This is a genomic window from Pedobacter steynii (assembly GCF_900103665.1).
Taxonomy (GTDB): Bacteria; Bacteroidota; Bacteroidia; order Sphingobacteriales; family Sphingobacteriaceae; genus Pedobacter; species Pedobacter steynii.
In genome coordinates this window covers 285,230-303,347 of record NZ_FNGY01000001.1, presented here as the reverse complement: position 1 = coordinate 303,347, position 18,118 = coordinate 285,230, and the positions used below count along the sequence as shown (strand labels likewise).

The window sequence follows — 18,118 nt, the reverse complement described above, 5'->3', positions numbered from 1 at the left end:
GAGAGCGTTAATTTATAAAGCGGGAATGGTCGGAGATCATTTCCGTTTTTCTTGTTTAGCAGATTTTAACTGTTGTTATCTCCATAATCAATCCTGAAAGTAGAGTAATCTCCTTTATAAGCGAAGGTTTTATGCTCTTCTGAGAACTTATTCCCGAGTTCTAAAGTTAATTTGTCTTCTTTAAGATTGTAGTGCCTTTTATTGAAAAAACCCACCGATCTTATTGTCGGATGCTCTAAAACTGGGTTAAGGTTACCATCTAAAACATTTGTATTAACAAAACGAAAGTCAACTAGGCTAGGCAAGTGACTTAAAAAATCAAGACTTTCAATTGGACCACAGCTATTTAAGCGCAAAACCTTTAGCTTTTTAAGTTCACACAGTTCATGGTCAAATTTGAATTTCTTCGATTGATTTATATGCAAAAACTCAATACTATCACTCAATTGATTTAAACCATTATCGCTCTCAAGTTTCACACAAGAATGAAGTTCAAGTCTTTTCAAGTTATTGAACTTTCCAATTCCAGTAAAATCTGTAATATTAGCCCAGTTTAATTCAAGATAGAGTAATCTATCTGAATCACATAAATTATCAAATGAGCCTAGCTTTCTTTTTAAATACCATAAGATAGCATATTTAGCACTTCCAAAATCCTTATTATCGGTAGAAATAGAGTTTTCTTTAAAATCCTTTGTAAAGAAATCGCCTTGCTCTAATTGCTCAAACCATATAGTATTATATCTCCAGTCCATTTTTTTAGTTTTTAATTTTAATACGTTCGTAAAGTCCAATTACAGTCCAATTAAGTTCACTTTGACTACAGTGATACTCCCGAATCTGTCCATAGGTTTTATATTCTGAAATATTAAACCCATCCTCAATGTCGTTGTAATAGATAACTTCATTTCCAAAAATTGCAACAACCCAGAATCCACCTCCCTCATCTCCGTATTCTTCCTCTTGCCATTTTCGAGGTTCTATTTTTATTAAGTTCCAGAAATTCAATAATTCATCTTCAAGCTCTAACTCTCCACTTAAAATCAAATTTTCTAATTTTTTTAATGAAATTGGTATCCACATATTAAGTGTTATAAGAATATATTAGACCTGGTTGACTAACATTTGCAGTTAGACTAAAGCGTTTTTTTTCCATCATAATTAAGATAGTGAAGGTAACGCAATGCGTTTATGCAGTGATGCCCCCAATGATTTGAAAATCCCCACTTCAATTGCCAAAAAGCATCTTCGATAGCTTCGTCTGTTTCCATTTTATCAATTTGTGATAGTGATTTTTTTAAATCCACATAGATATCCATGAAATCATCAGATAGCATTCCTTGTGATGCTTCTTTGTCTGACAAAGAAGTACCTTCATCCAGCCCTTCCTTCATTTCGAAATACCTTGGGTCATGAACCTCCCAATAATATTCTTGTAATCCAAGCTCAGAAATCAGATTAACATTCTTGTTTTCAAAATCATTGTTAATCCCACTTTCAGCAGAGGAATATTTTAATTCAATTAAGTCTAACTTATGTCCTGCATAATAAAGCTCTAAAAGCTTTACATGTGCTTCCGAATAAAACACATTTTTATCGATATCTGGAGTTTCTAAAAGAAAGACAAATTCCCTGGCCTTCGACAGAAAAATATTTGTGCTTGACCTTTCCATAAACTCCTTTAAATCAGCTGAGAGATTATATACTTTCATTTTTTATGGTTTGCATTCAGCTCCTAGCCCACTATTTATTTAGATTTTCATATTCTTCATTGAAAAACTCACTCAGGCTCACACCGAAGCAATTTAAAATATTGATCAATGTGCCAATAGTTATATTTGCGCTTCCAGCCTCATACTTACCATACTGAGAACGATTCAAGTTATTCTCATAAGAAAACGTATCTGGACTTGTGTAACCTTTGGATTTACGAAGGCCTTTAAGTCTTAAACCTATCTTCTTTAATTCTTGTTCACTTGTTAAAAGATTCTTGTTTGCCATGAAATAAAGTAAAGCAAATACTCCATTTTAACACACTCCATAAAAAGAGTATTTTTATTTGGAGTATACAAGCTATATCCTTATCTTAGAGTATTAAATAATTATATATGCGATAATAAACAGTTATTAAGACATTAAGGGTCTTGCGGTTGCATTTCTGAAGCCGTAACGCAAGACAGCAGAATACCAAGCCTATTTACTAATATGCTATATTTGCATATTCCTAAAATAGGTGCGGGACTGCTGTACACTCGTGTTACGTAAGGCTTCAGAAACTTTTATGCAACCACGAGATGCAGTTCCGCACCTATTTCTGCATCTCCAGGGCTCAATTAATTTTCAAAATTATGAGCAAAAAAAGAAACCTTCGGTACAATCAGCTTACGGATAAGCAGATCTTAAACCCTCACACCTTCATTGCGGACTTTTGCAGACATGAAATTGACATTGAAGCATTCCGCACACAAATCCACGACCTGATTCGCTCTGCATGTAGCACCACACAGCACGGTAAAAGCGAAGAGTATTTTTACAATTACAGATGTTTACTTAAACTTTTAGAAGCCGGACACATCTTCTTTTGTAAGGGTACAAAGTTCTCGCTTCATTGTGCTTCTTCCAATGCCTCACCTTGTGCAAAAGACCTCACCCGTTATTGCAACGTATTAATAAGCACCCATTTTAAAAACCTTTCTCAGGAAGAGATTAAAAACACCCATTGCTTTTTTAAAGATTTTTTCAGTTTTCTAAGCCTGAACGAATGGCGGTTAATGTTAAGTCGGATTGTTGAATATGCTTATCGTCAGATGACCATTGATGAAGTTATTGAGGACGGAAGTGTCATGGTACTTGTGAAAGAGTATCTGGAAAAGCTGATAGAGGTCATTTATCTGATTGACATTACCCAAAATGTACTACTCTATGTAAGCAATGACACAACCGTAGACTAAAACCATGCACACCCTTAAAACTAATGTTATGAACGAACAGATTAGCAAATACAGGATCAATGAATATTTATACAACCTAAACGCGTGGCAATACCGCAAAATAGTACAACTTCTTCCAAAACTATTGGGCGTTTCTTTAAATACATTTCACAATTACCGGAGAATTCTGGTAGATGATGTTCAGGATGTTCCCTATGAAAAAGTAGTCATTATTGAACAATTGTTTGACTTTGCGCCGGGAACACTGGCAAGTCGAAATCCGGAAGCCAGAAGTTTAAAAGAACTCCTCCATTGAGTGTTAAGCTTCTTGCGTTCGTTTAGAGCAGAGACCATTTCGGTAAACACCAAAGCAAAATCCCAATTGGGCAACGAGCGCATGGGATTTTGCAGGCCGAAAATGCGCGTGGGGCAAAACTGCCCTTGTAAAATCCACCACCATTACAGTCTCAAGTATTAAAACAAGACCTCACAACAACCTGATAATTACTAAATAAAATATCTACTAAAAATTATTGATTTTAATATAATTATTCCAACCATTCTTTTTCAAATCTAGCTTTGTTAATAACTAATAGTTGCCAACCCATGCCTACTTAGCATATATTTGATAAAACTCCAGCCAAAATTATATTAAAAAACGCAACTCGAATGACTATTACCATTTTTGATTTAATTAATGATGAAGAATTACGCCTAGTAAACGCTACAGAGGCAAGTGAAAAATCTACATGTATTAATAATATTATTCAACTAAAGCTTCATTCATCCATCCCTAGATTACAGAATGACATTTATGTTGACGTTAAAAAGTATATATATTTCTATATACAGTCCCTGAAAGAAAAACAATATAACTATGATGAATTCAGCGAAAGTCACATTGTTGATCTTATTCAGTTATTCAATGTTGAACAGCAATTTAATTTACTAGAATACGCATTAAGAGAAATCAAGCGGGAACATCTTTTTGAAAAAACGATTGAATTTGAAAATCTACTTAATAAAGTTGAATTTAAAAAGGAATGCCAAAATTTCAAATTCAGAAATTTTTTCAAACTGTTTTTCACAGGGTGTTTATATAATAATTGGAGTATTGCTATTGCATTAATAACATGCTTCATGCTCTGTTTTATTATTTATCTACCTGCCCCCAAAGATTTCCCTGTCCTTTTTAAAACTACTTATTATCAAGTAAGTGACTCTTTTTTTTTAAATCATTGTTCTAACATATTGATGTCCATTTTCGATATTCAACAAGATAAGTTTGTACTGCCCGTTAATATTTGGGGCACATTAGTATTAATACTCACTAAGTGCTTTTTTATAGCTATTGTTGTAAATGTTTTCGTAGATCAACTTAAATCAAGATTTAAAATATAATGTCAATCATAAAAGTAACTGACTCCGTAATAAAGTTGGCAATATCAATACTATTTAGAGCAATCTTAATTATTTATGCGGTATTTCTAATTTCAGTTTATCAAAATCACTTTAGTATCTACTGGTATTTGTTAGCTATTTGCATATACATAGCGATCTACTCTTCGTTATTTAACAAACACAAATTACTTGCATTTCTAAGATTAGTAAATGACTATGCATTTATGGGTATTATCTTATATGGAAAACCATTAGAAAATTTACAAATATCACTCTTCCTTTTACTTCCACTTCTAAACAACATTAATCATTCAGGGAAACGTAAGATTAGACCATTTTCTGTTAGATTATCTGCCGTAATTCTGATAACACATTTTATTATTAATGATTTCAAGTTCAACTGGTTATTTCTAACTTCTATTTTTGCAATTAGTCTCATAAACTCACTGATCTCTTTCCGGTTCTATTTAATTAATTATGTCAACAATCTTTACTCTATCATTGAGGAATTCTACCGAGATAATCTCAATATTGGTAAAACACACCGAATTCTTAAAGAAGTAGTTAAAAGACATGAACAAAATAAGTTCGTCTCTCGATGGATCCCACTAAGAAGTATTATTCTTTTTCAACTTCGGGATGAAAAAGGATTAAAAATCTTGTTAAGCTCAGAATTCATTGCAAATATTATTATTAAGGATAACGCCACATTATGCGAAACATTACTTACCGAAAATAGTCTGTCGAACCAAACTATAGTCTTAGACGGGAGAGAAAGTAAACAAAATCTTTTTCTTATAATGGAATATAAAGCAAATAAGTACGTTTTCTTTGTAGACTTCTATAGAAGACCACCCATAGATATTGCGTTAAATATATATGTAACCAAAGTTTTAGAACCACTGTTCTCAAAGATCGTACAGGTTGCTTATACTGAATACCAGTTAAGCTTGGAAAACAAAAAGTATTTCAAAGAATTAAAAAACAGAATGGAGAGCATTGAAACTGCAGTGAATGCAATCCATTATTTAAACAATAAGCTGTCACCAGTACTTAATTACTTTGAAATGTTAAGACTTCTTCCTGAGACTGAACCAAGTAAAGTTGATCAACTGAAAGAACTTATAGAAACAGAGAAAAAAAACGCTATAGATAGCCTTGCTCCAATTACTGCTAAAATGAATCAAATGGCAGAAAAAACGATGATCCATAATATTATATCTGAGACTAAGATAATTAGTTTAAGAAAGCTATTTTCGATAGTTCGCAATATATGTGAAGAGGACAATGCTATTCAGTTTAATTATAGTGTCGAGTGGAATGAAAACACCTTTGACAAAAAGGTTTTAATTAACTTAAACTTGATATCTTATGTTATTGAGGAGTTAATTATTAACCTAAAAAAGTATTCAACCGGTTCATGTGTAGTAACCTTCCATAATAAGACTGGAACGAGCATCAGTTTTAAAAACCAAGTGAAAAACATTGACAAACAACGAGCCGTAATTAACAAAGTTACCCAAGATTTCAATCAGGAAAATGTGAACGAAATGATGAAACGATCAAGTACTGGATTAAGGATGGTGAAACAATATCTCATTCAACAGGATATTAAACATAAAATGACTCTTTTAAATGAGAACTTAATATTAACTTTAACATTAAAGATCGAAGATGGAAATAGCAATATTTGAAAATGAGTTTAGAGCCATTAAGACCTCATTTGATGGTTTTAACCTATTATATTTCGACAACAAATTGGAATATAAAGTATTCCCTTCTTCTCAGGATTTTGGCGATCTAAAAAACCTATCAGACTATGCATACGTCATTATTGATATTGACCTATCAATAAAAAGCACACTAGACGGCTTCCAACTGCTAGAAGAAATGAAAAGGTTGGAGTTGGATTCGATGAAAATTATGATTTTAACAGGACACATAGCCATAAAAGATAGATTAAAAGCGCTTAACCTTCCAGATTACCCTATTATCCCTAAACCTATAAGCCTTACCAAGATTAAGGATGCATTTGATTTTTATGGACTTTCTTTATAGAAAAATGATTTACCAACAGAAGGTATCAACTGGCCAAATTAAGCCAAAATTGGAACAAAAGACGTTGAATGGGAGCAATATCAAAGTGAAGATACCGAGGGAATTCAATTGTTCAACCTAACCACTATGGTTATGTCATTAAAACACCAAAGATGAATAATGCTTTTATCTTAGAAATTATTTACTTTTACTATATAGCATTTGCAGCTAAAAAAGAAACAAGACTGGTGAGTGATTCGGTGAGTCGCCAATCACAAACCTCTTCGACACCATATTAAAGCGGGATTTTAACCCGGGGTTCGAATCCCCCACTCTCCGCAAAAGTAATTTAAAGCCCAACAATGTTGGGCTTTACTGTTTATAATGCTTTTGCATGCACTTTTCGGTGTTCTAACTCTCTCCTCCCTCGCTTCCAACTATACTAATTGACTTTTTACAAATTCTACTTTAATTTTATTAGATATTGCTCCAAGCCATAATAAGAACCTCACTTATGCTTATATATTTCAGAAAACATGCTTTGAAAGGAAGTGTCACCTTATTTCGAATTTGAATTAAAACCTTCAGCCCAATCGCTAATTAACTATTTGACAATCGGTGGCTTTCCAGAATATATTAAAGAAAGAACCGACGATATTCTAAACCATCTTTTTGAAGACATACTGATTCGTGATATTGCAGTGCGTTACAGTATCAAAGACATCAGAACACTCCAGCGCCTTGCCCAGTATCTAATCTCAAATGTCGGAAAACCCGTATCGGGTAATAAGCTTAAAAACATTTTTGAAGTAGGTGCTACCAGTACCGTATTGGAATATTTGTCACATATGGAATATTCCTATTTATTACATTTTGTGCCTAAGTTTAGCTACTCTCTAAAAAAACAAATTGCCAACCCGAGGAAAGTATATGCAATTGATACTGGCCTTGTGAATGTCAATTCAGGGTCTTTTACCGAAGACAATGGGCGTAAATTCGAAAACCTCATTTTTTTGCATCTTCGCCGAACTTATAAAGAGATTTATTATTTTTCAGAAAAAGGAGAATGTGATTTTATTGCATTTAAAAATGGGGCTTTTCATCAAGCTATCCAGGTATGTTATGAATTAAATCCAGATAATCTAGACAGAGAACTCAATGGAATGATTGAAGCATTGGAGTTATTTAATATTGAAGAAGGAACTTTAGTTACCATTTCACAAAAAGATCAATTCGAAAAAAATGGAAAGGTCATTCATGTTATTCCTGCTCATGAATATTTACTGAAGTAGCAATAACGAGATATCATTATCTTAAGTAAAGATCCTTCAAAATCGAGAAAACACCCTCCAAGTGTTGCACCGGACTCCCTTGATCCCCGCTAAATGGTGATCAAAGCCATACAAAAAGCCTGGAATCGTAAGATTTCAGGCTTTTTCGTTTTTATCAGGTATCAAAATTCTCATTTATTCACATAAGATTGGTGAGTAAATCTTGAACTTGTAAAAACTCACTGAACAATCGATATTAAATTGATATTAAACAATGTTTAAAAGACAAACCATTTTGATTTCTAATCACTGCGACGTTAAATTTGTTAATCAATAATCTTTAACATAGTCGTTTCATTTAGACTTGCTACTCATATCTATGGATTCACTAAACACCAGCAGATAATTTGTAATTTAGGCCCGCACAACAGCAACATGTCCATAGCCATATTTGATATCGAGAAAGGTTATACCCTATTTTCCAGGAGCAACTACCTGACCAAAAGACATGCGCATTATGCCATCGAAATTGTGTGTAGCATCAACGGCCTATTCGAGCTAAGTACCCAGCAAGGCAATTATACCAACCTTCAAAACGTCATTATCCCACCCAACCTGACGCACAGTTTCAACAGCCTGAACTCAAGCTGTAACCTGCTGTTCCTGGACCCCCTTTCCCACATCGGCCACTACTTCATGCAACAATACCAGCTCGCTGGATCAAAAAACGTTCTGACCAATGTACCCGAAGTACGGCAGCTCCACCAAGAGGGAAACTTTGATATGCCACAAATCTCGCACCTCGGGAAAAGCACCAGCTCCCAGGACATAGACCCCAGGATTACAGGCTGTATTCAGGCGATAGACAAAGCCTTTGCCGACCAGAAAATCAGTCTGAACGAGCTGGCAGCACTTTCGTTTTTATCCAAAGACAGGCTCGCCCATTTGTTCAAAGCACAGCTGGGCATCTCCGTTCATCAATACATCCTCTGGAAAAAAATCCTGCTGGCCGTTTCAAATTCAAGGGAAGGACATTCCTTAACAACTTGCGCACATTCCGCAGGTTTTACAGACTCTTCCCATTTCCACAGAGCCTTTTATAAAATGTTCGGGACAGGACCATCCTTCGTACTGAAAAGTTAGCCGTTTTGTACAAGTTTTAAACCTGTTCTTTGTGGAATTTTGTGTCCAACTCTAAAGCAAAGAATATGAGCACAAAAAAAGAATATACACCAGCCCTGGCATTCGACTATCTTACTCGGTTTTACGACCTTGCTGTTAAAATCACCATGCCCGAAAACAAGTTCAGAACCAGGCTGATCGATTGGCTCGCCCCCAAAAGCGGAGAAACCATACTCGAATTTGGCTACGGAACCGCACAGAATCTCATCAAAATCCATCGGCAAAACCCCAACGTTAAACTCAGCGGATTGGACATCGATCCTAAAGTAAAAGCAATAGCCATAAAAAACATGACCAAACAGGGATTCATCCTGCCCCTTGACCTTTACGACGGCAAAACCTTTCCGTATCCCGATCAGTCATTTGACAAAGTACTCAGCTCCCTGGTGTTCCATCACCTGGACAGAGGCACCAAGGCGCTGTGCCTGAAAGAGATTTACCGGGTACTCCGGCCCTCAGGCCAGCTCGTTATCGGAGACTGGGGAAAACCAAAATCTAAACTCATGCGCCTCCTTTTTTACCTAGTACAGCTCATCGACGGCTTTAAAACCACCAGCGACAACGTGAATGGGCTCATGCCATGGCTGATCGGTCAGGCTGGATTCAAACAGGTCACTGAAGCAGATTACATCAATACCAAACTCGGCAGCTACTGTTATTACCAGGCCGAAAAATAAACCCGCAAGCATCCCAAATTATATTCACAGACCTGCGTTAGGATACTTGAGGGTTTCAAGAAGGAGTTATATTTGTAACCATGGTTTTCGAAAATGACTTGAAGGAGTTTCTCAACCTTACTGAACTTGATACTGAAAATCAGATTTAAAACATAGATTTTAATAAAAAACACTTAAATTTAAGTATAGCATTTGCAGCTAAAAAAGAAATTAAGATCGGTGAGTGATTCGGTGAGTCATTAATCACAAACCTCTCTGACACCATATTAAAGCGGGATTTTTACCCGGGGTACAGTTCCCCCACTCTCCGCTGAGATATCAAAATCTACAAAAAGCCTGGAATCGTAAGATTTCAGGCTTTTTTGTTTTAGTCAGGTATCAAAACTCTCATTAATCCGGATCAATACCAAAAGTTAATCTTTGGGGCTACACAATATTTAATGTTTCTTAACGTCTTTATATATGAGAGCGTTAATTTATAAAGCGGGAATGGTCGGAGATCATTTCCGCTTTTCTTGTTTACGTGTTTTTTGTAATTGGGTACTTCAATTATTCCATTAGTTCCATTTAATACGCTGTTCCCTGTACGCTCAGCAACCGGCCGCGCATATACATCCTTCCAGTAAAACTTCTGTATCGGAAACCTTGCTGAAGACCTGTCATCAACTTCCAGCGTGTCGGGAAACACCGCCTTATTCGGCAGTGATTCTTCATGACCGTCCGGATTGATACGGTAAATGGCGAAACCCAGACATCCCTCAGGCTTCCTGTCAAAGCTCCAGGCAATGGTTATCACATCATTGTTGGAGAAAGCAATTGCTTTTTGCATAAATTTAGATTTAAGAGGCTAATAGATCATAATCAATTATTAAAGCTATTTATAATTATCGGGCTGAATGTTAAGAAAAAAACATTCTTTTCACCCGAACAAAACCATTCAATACCCCCATTCCCGAAAGGCCTCAGCCTAAAACTGCAAGACGAAAAGTAAAGCGGGCATCGCTTAGGGCGAACATCCTGCTTAAATTAATGCTCTCATTATCTAACACATAGCATTCCTTTCAGGGTTATCCAATTCAGTTTGTTCAGTTTATACCGGAAGTACAGGCATACTCAAAATTTTGGGAAGGTTTAAAAGCATAGCGGGCGAAAACTGGAATAGAAGCACCAACGTAAAACCAACACAAACAATCCCTTTTCTGTGATTTCTACTGCCTCAACCAAATCAAACCTCTGCCCATTGTAATCCCAGTCTTACGTAAAAAATATTCCGCATAAAAGTTGGCAAATAACCAACTAATACTTATATTTGTTTAACCGAAAGCTCCGGGAGCGGAGCAGTATGTTAATGCAAAAAGAGGCAAACCCACCAACAAAAAACTTTTCACATTAAATTATAACAAAATGGCACAGATCGAAACATTAATCTACAACATTTCAGCACATGAAAGTTATTTTCTTAAAGAGGTTGGATGCGTTTGCAAAAAAACATGCAGATTCAGCTAAAAGCCTAAGCGTCTGGAAAACGGTTACTACAAAAGCCGTTTGGACAAAAAGTACAGATGTCTTACAGGACTTCCCGAAAGCCGGGATCATTAAAAATGACCGGGCAAGATTCAAGATCGTCGGGAACAAATACCGCCTAATCGTCGAGGTGGATTATGACGACGGAATTGTAGAGATCAGGTTCATTGGAACCCATTCTGAATATGATGACATTGATGCAGAAACCATATAGCACCTGTTTCGCTGAAATGTAGTAATTATAGAAAATGTATATGAAAAACCTAAACTGGTTTTTAATTGAAACTGAGCAAGAGTACGAGCGTGCTGCTGCGAGGTATGAGGAAATAAAGGCTGCACCAAAAGGAACACAGGAACACAAGGAAAAATTGCTTTTGGTACACCTGATTTCCGAATATGAAAATAAAGGATCTGAACTCCCTGAAGTTGACCCTGTGGAAATGATCAGGATCCGTATGGAAGATTTTGGCTATAAGTCAGCAGACCTAGCAGAAGCCTATGGTGACAAAGGAACAGTAAGTAAAGTACTGAATTACAAACAGTCACTTTCCCTAACCATGATCCGTAAATTCAGTAAACTCCTGCACATACCAGCCGAAGCACTGGTAAAAGAATATGAACTGAAAGCAGGGATTTAAACCATACCATTACTCTCTCCTTAATTTGTTATATTGCTTTATGTAAATTATTACCATAGCATTTGCAGCTACAAAAAAACAAGACTGGTGAGTGATTCGGTGAGTAAATTTTGAACAGGTAAGAACTCACCAAAAAACATATATCAAAATGACATTAAACATGTTATAGTATCGAATACATTGATTTCAATTAACTGCAAGGCTAAATTTGTTTAACTTCGTAATTTTTTCATGGCAGATGATGTTTATTAAAAAATTCAGTTTGTGTAACTATACCAAACAGATGCAGCTCTAAAAGACTTAAACCATATTTGACCGGATCGCCAACAATTGCCTGGCAGCCTCAACTGCCGCTTTATCATAAGTTTTCCTATTTATGATCTTTTCATTTAACTGCTGATTACTATGGTGTTTAAAAGTCGATTTGAATTGTGAAATTTTGTTTTCATAATTTTCCTTGACAACAACACGTCTTTTGGAAAATTCAAGTCCGGATTTCATATAGGGGAAACATCTAAAATAGGTATGGTTTACGAGGATAGGCGGATTAAAAACATCCAACATTAAAGAAGTGGCATAAACTTCTAAACCATCATTGAACTTTATAAGTAGGTAACCGTAAGGCGTCCCTGACCCGCCCCTCCTATTTAAATGATCAATTCTATTTTTATGATAAATAGCCAAATGCCGCTCTACAGAAATGATATCAAAAAAACGATAAGCTTGCTCTTTTCCATAATTTACTCACGATCAATGTATTTTGACGCTCATCAATTATTATTTTCAGTCCGAAATTTTTAATGTAGTAACTAATATGAAGAAAAACTGCTGGTGCATCGACTACTAGCACAAGAATGACTCCTAAGATTCCTATCATCAAGCCGTCTGGGTAGATGTCCACTTTTCCAATAACTACAATAAGACAAAAAATCAGCAGCACTAAAAAAAGATTGAAGAGAATGTATCTCGACGACTTAATGTGATTGATAACTCCTGTCTTGTAAACACTTTTCATATTCAGTTTTAAAGGTTCACTATTTAGTTAGTACACTTTATTCTTTCTTTCAATACGATACTCTGTACCAATTTTCGTCAAGCTTTTTGTTAACGTGTAATCCTTCATCCAAGGTCATTTTTTCTTCCAATTCTTTTATTTTTCCCTTGTCGTTTGTATAAACAAAAGCAGAGTAATGGCCTAAAAACCCCCTGTCAATATAGAATTCAACTGTTAATTTATTGTCCTCATTCTTATATATTGCGATTTCATTTCCACCGTTTGAAATGGGTGGGATATCCCAATTGTCCAAAGTACAGATGAAATTGTTATGGGTTACATTGGGTTTTAGTTTACCAAACTTAATAAGCTCAATAATTTCTTCCCTCGAATTTCTTCTGAACTGCCAATCTAACTTCTCAATGATATCTTCACCGAAAAAAAGGGTAAAACTACCAATGGAAATTGTCAGGATAACTCCTAACTTTTGAAATCTTATCATTTCTGAAATTTTATTTTTCAATAGGACAGTCAGTAACCAAACTGTCAGGCCAAGTCCAATGATCAGATAAGGAATTACAATAAAGAAAGCAAATAGTCCGAACGTATAATAATAAATTAATGGCGCTTGAATTATTGCCATTATCAGAATGAAAATTGTCAGTAGGTTATATAATTTGGTCTTTATCATAAAATGGAGGTTAACGCTCAAATATATGCAATCGCGTTATATCTGGCGAATAACAGGCGCCCCACGCTAATGTTCAGCCGCGGAACACCGGAATCCTTATAAATTGTTTTCTGTTTATTCGGTACCTTTGTCGAGAATTAATGATTAGCCATTTCTCCAATACATGAACCATAAATTTTCGGACAGCAAGCAAATTAAAGTGGTCCCTACTTTTTCTGAACTTCTAAATACCCCTTTTCCAGGCGCTGCAAATGCAGTTTGTTGGTACAGAGATTTAGCTGGAGATTTTAAGGAAATTGTGTCTAAACTTCAATTAGAGCAAAATGTCACTGAGGTCTATCCTGAAACTCTTTTAGCGCTCGGGCTATCCGAAAAGGGAAACATCGCGAGGGAAATTATTTTAAGTGATTTGCAGCTGTTGACTGATTTTGGAGCCTCTCCTTCGCTCAATCTGATCAAAAATTACCAGCGGGATGAAGAACTGGATTTCATTTCAACGGACGTATATTCTTATCATGTGGACCGCTCTCCTATCTCAGCAGATACTTTTTTATGTACTTATTATGGTACTGCAAGCGATATCCTACCCAACGATCAGGTGGAACAGAAGATTTTAATTCCAGAAATCCGGGAAAAGCTTAAGGAATTGCATGAGGGATCTGAAGCGGAGTTTGAAACCTTTTTAAGCGAACATTATTTTGACCTGCATTATCAACCTAAACTAGGCGCTAAGGCAATAAATTTAGGATTGGGCCATCTTTGGAGATTAGCGGTAGATCATCCTGGGCAAAAAGTTTTACCCTGTGTTCATAGGGCACCGGTAGAAAATGATGGTGAATATCGGCTGCTCTTGATCTGTTAAATATATTTTCTTTTACCTTTTAATCGCACATTTCTCTTCGCTCAATTGAGTTTTTTGTTTTAAACCTGTCGTATTCCCCCCTTCTATTTGCCGCATACATACCGCAGACGTAATCATATTATTCCCGATATTTACCATGTAACTAATCTATCTTAAATAAACTTTTAAAGAACTATAAAAGGAGGATAAATTGATATGAGAAAAATAACTGTTTTATCATTCATTACATTAGACGGAGTAATGCAGGCACCGGGCGGCCCCGAGGAAGATCCGTCTGAGGGTTTCAAATATGGAGGTTGGACCGCGCCTTATAGCGATGAAGCTTCTGGTCAGGTAATGCAAAAACAGATGGAACCTGCCGACCTTCTTTTGGGCAGAAAAACATTTGATATTTTTGCCGCTTATTGGCCTAAACATGCAGAACATTGGCCAGGAGTCAATGAAGTCACAAAATACGTCTTGTCCAATACCCTGGAAAAGTCAGACTGGGAAAACTCGGTGGTCCTTACAAGCGTGGAAGAAATTGAAAAACTCAAAAGTTCAGAAGGTCCGGATATAAAAATTTGGGGCAGCAGCAAGCTTGTTCAACTCTTACTGAAACATGACCTGGTAGACGAATTTTGGCTCAATATTCATCCGGTACTTCTTGGTAAAGGGAAAAAGCTATTTGACGATGCTGCGATACCCGCCGCGTTTACGCTGATAGAAAGTACAGTTACCCCCAGTGGCGTTATTATGGCCAATTACAGACGGGCCGGAAAAGTCAAAACCGGCACTGTTACAGATTAAAGAGCGTAAATTACCAAAACGAGGAGGAGTATAAAAACGATACAAAGCCCTGGAATCATAAGATTCCAGGGCTTTCTGTTTTAACAGAAAGCCCTCCTAAATTCCCATAAAATTTCTAAACTGTTTTGCGCTCAAAACTGATTACTCAAATAAAAACTACAAAATCCATAGATTTTATTTGAATATCAAAAAAGAATCCTATCTTCGTACCATCAAACTAACTCTTAACAACTTAGAAACCAATGAAAACAGACTTACATTTTATAAAAATGAAAAGAAAAACAGCTAAAGAAGGAACGCTCTTTCTGGTAGACTGTACCTGTTGTTGTTGATTTTCTTTCAGTAATCACTGAGCAAAACTAAAACACCTGTAAATCCCATCGCGCATTTTAAAACCCAAAGGATAATAAAACATCCTCAAGGCATTGCTATGGCCATTTATTCTATAAAACAACAAAAAAACAAAACATAACGCGAGATGTCTGGTCGCGCATAACCACAAACCATTTAATATTAATATGATGAAGAAACATTTACTTATTATCCTTTCATTTATACTTACGGCAAATTATGTTTTTGCCCAAAGTCCGATAACGGGTATAATAAAAAATAGTAACGGTGCCCCGGTACCAAATGCAACAGTATCGATCAGAGGCACTAAGATTGCGGTAATGGCAGATATCGACGGCAAGTTCAGCATTGATTCAAAACAAGATCTTCCATTTTACCTTCGGGTCAGTTCAATTGGTTACAAGTCTCAGGATTTTCAAATTTTAAAGCTTCAGGATACCCCATTCGAGCTGGTCCTGATTGAAAGTGAACTGCTCGATGAAATCGTTGTAACGTCAAGAAGACGTTCAGAAGTACTTCAGGATGTGCCCATCGCAATTACTGTAATCGGGGGACAAGCTGCAGAAAATGCAGGCGCCTTTAACGTTAATCGTTTAAAAGAACTGGTTCCTTCTGTACAGTTGTATGCTTCAAATGCCAGAAACACCACACTTAATATCAGGGGCTTGGGCTCAACATTTGGCCTAACCAATGATGGTATTGATCCGGGAGTGGGCTTTTATGTAGATGGCGTTTACCAGGCTCGTCCAGCTGCGACCTCAACAGATTTCCTTGACATTGAACGAATAGAAATATTGCGTGGCCCACAAGGAACCTTGTTTGGCAAGAATACGACTGCAGGTGCATTTAACATCACTACAGCAAAACCAACTCAAACGCCAAGTGCCAAAGTCGAACTGAATTTTGGAAACTATAATTTTCTACAGGCAAAGACCTCGGTTTCAGGAGCTGTTGCTAAAAATCTTGCAGCAAGGTTATCCATTTCCGGAACTCAACGGGATGGTACAATTTTCAATACTAAAGAGGAACGCAGATATAGTGGTCAAAACAACCTTGGTTTTAAAGGTCAGTTGTATTATACACCCTCAGAAAAACTACAGGTATTGTTAAGTGGTGATGCAAGCATTCAGCATCCCGCAGGTTACCCACTGGTGATTGCAGGTGTGACCACAACAGAAAGAAGCGCTTACCGCCAGTATGCAAAAATCGTATCTGATTTGGGTTATCAGCAACCGGTAATCGACCCGGCTTCCAGAACCATCAATACCAATACGCCCTGGAAACATGACCAGTCAATTGGTGGTATATCCGTAAATGTGGATTATAAGATCGGCAATGGAACACTTACTTCAACTACTGCCTGGAGATTCTGGAATTGGAATCCTACAAACGACAGGGATTTCTCAGAGTTGTCTGCATTAACCAAATCTCAGGGAAACTCCCGCCATGATCAATATTCTCAGGAACTTAGATACGCTGGTAATATCGCTGAAAAAGTAAGCGCAGTAGTTGGTGTATTTGCCCTTAGCCAGAATTTGAAAGGACTGGACCAAACGGAAGAAGTAGGTAAAGATCAGTGGAGATTTGTACAGACAAGTAATAGCGGTGCTCAGGCAGCATATTCCACACCGGGATTATTGGACGGTTATGGCATCAGAACCAATTCCACCATCAAATCACTAAGTACTGCGGTATTTGCTCAGGTAGACTGGGAGTTTCTGGATCACCTGCATATTTTACCTGGTTTAAGGTATACTTATGATAAAAAAGATGTGGATTATAACAGGGTGACTTATGGAGGTCTTCAAACTTCAGATGCGGCTTTAATTACACTTAAAAATGCGGTTTATAACAATCAGAAGTTCAATACGAGTGTAGACAACAATAACTTGTCTGGTAATATCACGTTGTCCTACCGGCCTACGACTAAGCTAAACGCTTATGGTACTTTCTCTACCGCCTATAAACCAGTTGGTGTTAACGTAGGAGGCTTGCCAACAACTTCTACCGGAGAGCCGGACTTATCGGTGGCTATCGTAAAACCAGAATATGTCCAACATTATGAACTAGGTGTTAAAACCAAACCATTTAAAGGTGCACTGATCAACGTTAGCGCATTCAATACAGACATTAAAGATTACCAAACCAATGTGCAGTCACCACAACTGGGCGTAAACAGGGGCTATCTTGCCAATGCAGAAAAAGTGAATGTAAAAGGGCTGGAAGTGGATGGAAGTTATCAATTGGGAAGGTTCTTAAGTTTAAATGCCGCTGTGGCTTATCTTGACGGCAAATATAAAAAATTCACAAATGCACCACTCCCATTGGAAGAAACCGGACATACAGAACTTGTGAATGGTGTGGCGACACAGGTAGCATTTAAAGACGCTTCCGGAGGCAGATTGCCAGGTATCTCCAAATGGAATGTTTCTGGTGGTGCTGAGTTTAGCAATCCGGGCACTCTGGCCAGCACAGCAGGTCGATATTTTATCGCTGCAGATGCCAGTTACCGTTCTCAGTACTCTTCCAACCCAACACCTTCACGGGTGTTAAATGTGGAAGCTTATTCTTTGCTAAATGGCAGATTAGGATTTAAGTCAGATAAATTTTCCGTATTGGGCTGGGTTAGAAATATCACCAACAAAAACTATTACGAACAGTTGCAGGCCGCAGCGGGTAACTCTGGTTTATATGCCGGTGTGCTTGGTGATCCAAGAACATATGGCATTACACTGCGCTATGCTTTATAGCTTTGTACTAAATATGTAGTA

19 protein-coding genes are annotated in these 18,118 nt (G+C 36.8%); 13 read left to right on the top strand and 6 right to left on the bottom strand.

Annotated elements, in window-relative coordinates:
- Nucleotides 1-65: 65 nt before the first annotated feature.
- From BLQ87_RS01190 to BLQ87_RS01175, 4 genes are read right to left on the bottom strand one after another with little or no spacing between them, the layout of a single operon-like run.
- Nucleotides 66-755: a hypothetical protein gene (locus tag BLQ87_RS01190; RefSeq protein ID WP_074604175.1), complete on the bottom strand. Its 690-nt coding sequence runs from the start codon at nucleotides 753-755 to the stop codon at nucleotides 66-68.
- 4 nt (nucleotides 756-759) lie between these two features.
- A complete protein-coding gene (locus BLQ87_RS01185; RefSeq protein WP_074604173.1) occupies nucleotides 760-1,083 on the bottom strand; it encodes a hypothetical protein in 324 nt (107 codons plus the stop codon).
- Between the two features lie 53 nt (nucleotides 1,084-1,136).
- Complete coding sequence (locus BLQ87_RS01180; RefSeq protein ID WP_074604170.1) at nucleotides 1,137-1,712, bottom strand: DUF5063 domain-containing protein; 576 nt, start codon at nucleotides 1,710-1,712, stop codon at nucleotides 1,137-1,139.
- Between the two features lie 31 nt (nucleotides 1,713-1,743).
- Nucleotides 1,744-2,001 carry a helix-turn-helix domain-containing protein gene (locus tag BLQ87_RS01175; protein WP_074604168.1) on the bottom strand — a complete coding sequence of 86 codons (258 nt, stop codon included), beginning with the start codon at nucleotides 1,999-2,001 and terminating at the stop codon, nucleotides 1,744-1,746.
- A gap of 347 nt (nucleotides 2,002-2,348) precedes the next feature.
- Here BLQ87_RS01175 and BLQ87_RS01170 point away from each other — a divergent pair, with 347 nt between their 5' ends.
- The 8 genes from BLQ87_RS01170 to BLQ87_RS01135 all read left to right on the top strand — a co-directional run bounded on the left by BLQ87_RS01170 (nucleotide 2,349) and on the right by BLQ87_RS01135 (nucleotide 9,498).
- Nucleotides 2,349-2,951: a hypothetical protein gene (locus tag BLQ87_RS01170; protein WP_143010297.1), complete on the top strand. Its 603-nt coding sequence runs from the start codon at nucleotides 2,349-2,351 to the stop codon at nucleotides 2,949-2,951.
- Nucleotides 2,952-2,979: 28 nt separating this feature from the next.
- Nucleotides 2,980-3,246 carry a hypothetical protein gene (locus BLQ87_RS01165; RefSeq protein ID WP_074604163.1) on the top strand — a complete coding sequence of 89 codons (267 nt, stop codon included), beginning with the start codon at nucleotides 2,980-2,982 and terminating at the stop codon, nucleotides 3,244-3,246.
- 353 nt (nucleotides 3,247-3,599) lie between these two features.
- Complete coding sequence (locus BLQ87_RS01160; RefSeq protein ID WP_074604162.1) at nucleotides 3,600-4,331, top strand: hypothetical protein; 732 nt, start codon at nucleotides 3,600-3,602, stop codon at nucleotides 4,329-4,331.
- 800 nt (nucleotides 4,332-5,131) lie between these two features.
- Entirely contained in the window at nucleotides 5,132-6,025 is an 894-nt protein-coding gene (locus BLQ87_RS33410) for a hypothetical protein (RefSeq protein WP_143010296.1), read from the top strand.
- Complete coding sequence (locus tag BLQ87_RS01150; RefSeq protein ID WP_074604160.1) at nucleotides 6,006-6,389, top strand: response regulator; 384 nt, start codon at nucleotides 6,006-6,008, stop codon at nucleotides 6,387-6,389. The genes BLQ87_RS33410 and BLQ87_RS01150 overlap by 20 nt, the downstream gene beginning before the upstream one ends.
- A gap of 530 nt (nucleotides 6,390-6,919) precedes the next feature.
- On the top strand, nucleotides 6,920-7,660 hold the full coding sequence (locus tag BLQ87_RS01145) for an ATP-binding protein (RefSeq protein WP_083361632.1): 741 nt from the start codon (nucleotides 6,920-6,922) through the stop codon (nucleotides 7,658-7,660).
- 414 nt (nucleotides 7,661-8,074) lie between these two features.
- Nucleotides 8,075-8,782, top strand: coding sequence for a helix-turn-helix domain-containing protein (locus BLQ87_RS01140; protein WP_074604155.1), 708 nt, complete (start codon nucleotides 8,075-8,077; stop codon nucleotides 8,780-8,782).
- Between the two features lie 65 nt (nucleotides 8,783-8,847).
- The gene (locus BLQ87_RS01135; protein ID WP_074604152.1) at nucleotides 8,848-9,498 is read left to right on the top strand and encodes a class I SAM-dependent methyltransferase; all 651 of its coding nucleotides are present in this window, start codon (nucleotides 8,848-8,850) and stop codon (nucleotides 9,496-9,498) included.
- A 400-nt stretch (nucleotides 9,499-9,898) separates the two neighbouring features.
- Here the strand turns inward: BLQ87_RS01135 and BLQ87_RS01130 are convergent, their stop codons facing one another.
- Nucleotides 9,899-10,327: a hypothetical protein gene (locus BLQ87_RS01130; protein WP_074604149.1), complete on the bottom strand. Its 429-nt coding sequence runs from the start codon at nucleotides 10,325-10,327 to the stop codon at nucleotides 9,899-9,901.
- A gap of 615 nt (nucleotides 10,328-10,942) precedes the next feature.
- Between BLQ87_RS01130 and BLQ87_RS01125 the strand changes: the two genes are divergently transcribed.
- Together BLQ87_RS01125 and BLQ87_RS01120 are read left to right on the top strand one after the other, a co-directional pair.
- Entirely contained in the window at nucleotides 10,943-11,236 is a 294-nt protein-coding gene (locus BLQ87_RS01125) for a type II toxin-antitoxin system HigB family toxin (RefSeq protein WP_074604147.1), read from the top strand.
- Nucleotides 11,237-11,276: 40 nt separating this feature from the next.
- A complete protein-coding gene (locus BLQ87_RS01120) occupies nucleotides 11,277-11,660 on the top strand; it encodes a helix-turn-helix domain-containing protein (RefSeq protein WP_074604888.1) in 384 nt (127 codons plus the stop codon).
- Nucleotides 11,661-12,724: 1,064 nt separating this feature from the next.
- Here BLQ87_RS01120 and BLQ87_RS01105 read toward each other — a convergent pair.
- On the bottom strand, nucleotides 12,725-13,345 hold the full coding sequence (locus BLQ87_RS01105) for a hypothetical protein (RefSeq protein WP_074604140.1): 621 nt from the start codon (nucleotides 13,343-13,345) through the stop codon (nucleotides 12,725-12,727).
- A gap of 163 nt (nucleotides 13,346-13,508) precedes the next feature.
- On the opposite strand from BLQ87_RS01105, the gene BLQ87_RS01100 reads away from it, so the two are divergent.
- From BLQ87_RS01100 to BLQ87_RS01090, 3 genes are all read left to right on the top strand, one after another.
- On the top strand, nucleotides 13,509-14,207 hold the full coding sequence (locus BLQ87_RS01100) for a DUF1826 domain-containing protein (RefSeq protein ID WP_074604137.1): 699 nt from the start codon (nucleotides 13,509-13,511) through the stop codon (nucleotides 14,205-14,207).
- A gap of 195 nt (nucleotides 14,208-14,402) precedes the next feature.
- Nucleotides 14,403-14,996 (top strand): dihydrofolate reductase family protein, encoded by a 594-nt coding sequence (locus tag BLQ87_RS01095; RefSeq protein WP_074604136.1) that lies wholly within the window; start codon nucleotides 14,403-14,405, stop codon nucleotides 14,994-14,996.
- A gap of 518 nt (nucleotides 14,997-15,514) precedes the next feature.
- Entirely contained in the window at nucleotides 15,515-18,097 is a 2,583-nt protein-coding gene (locus BLQ87_RS01090; RefSeq protein WP_245723766.1) for a TonB-dependent receptor, read from the top strand.
- Nucleotides 18,098-18,118: the final 21 nt, after the last annotated feature.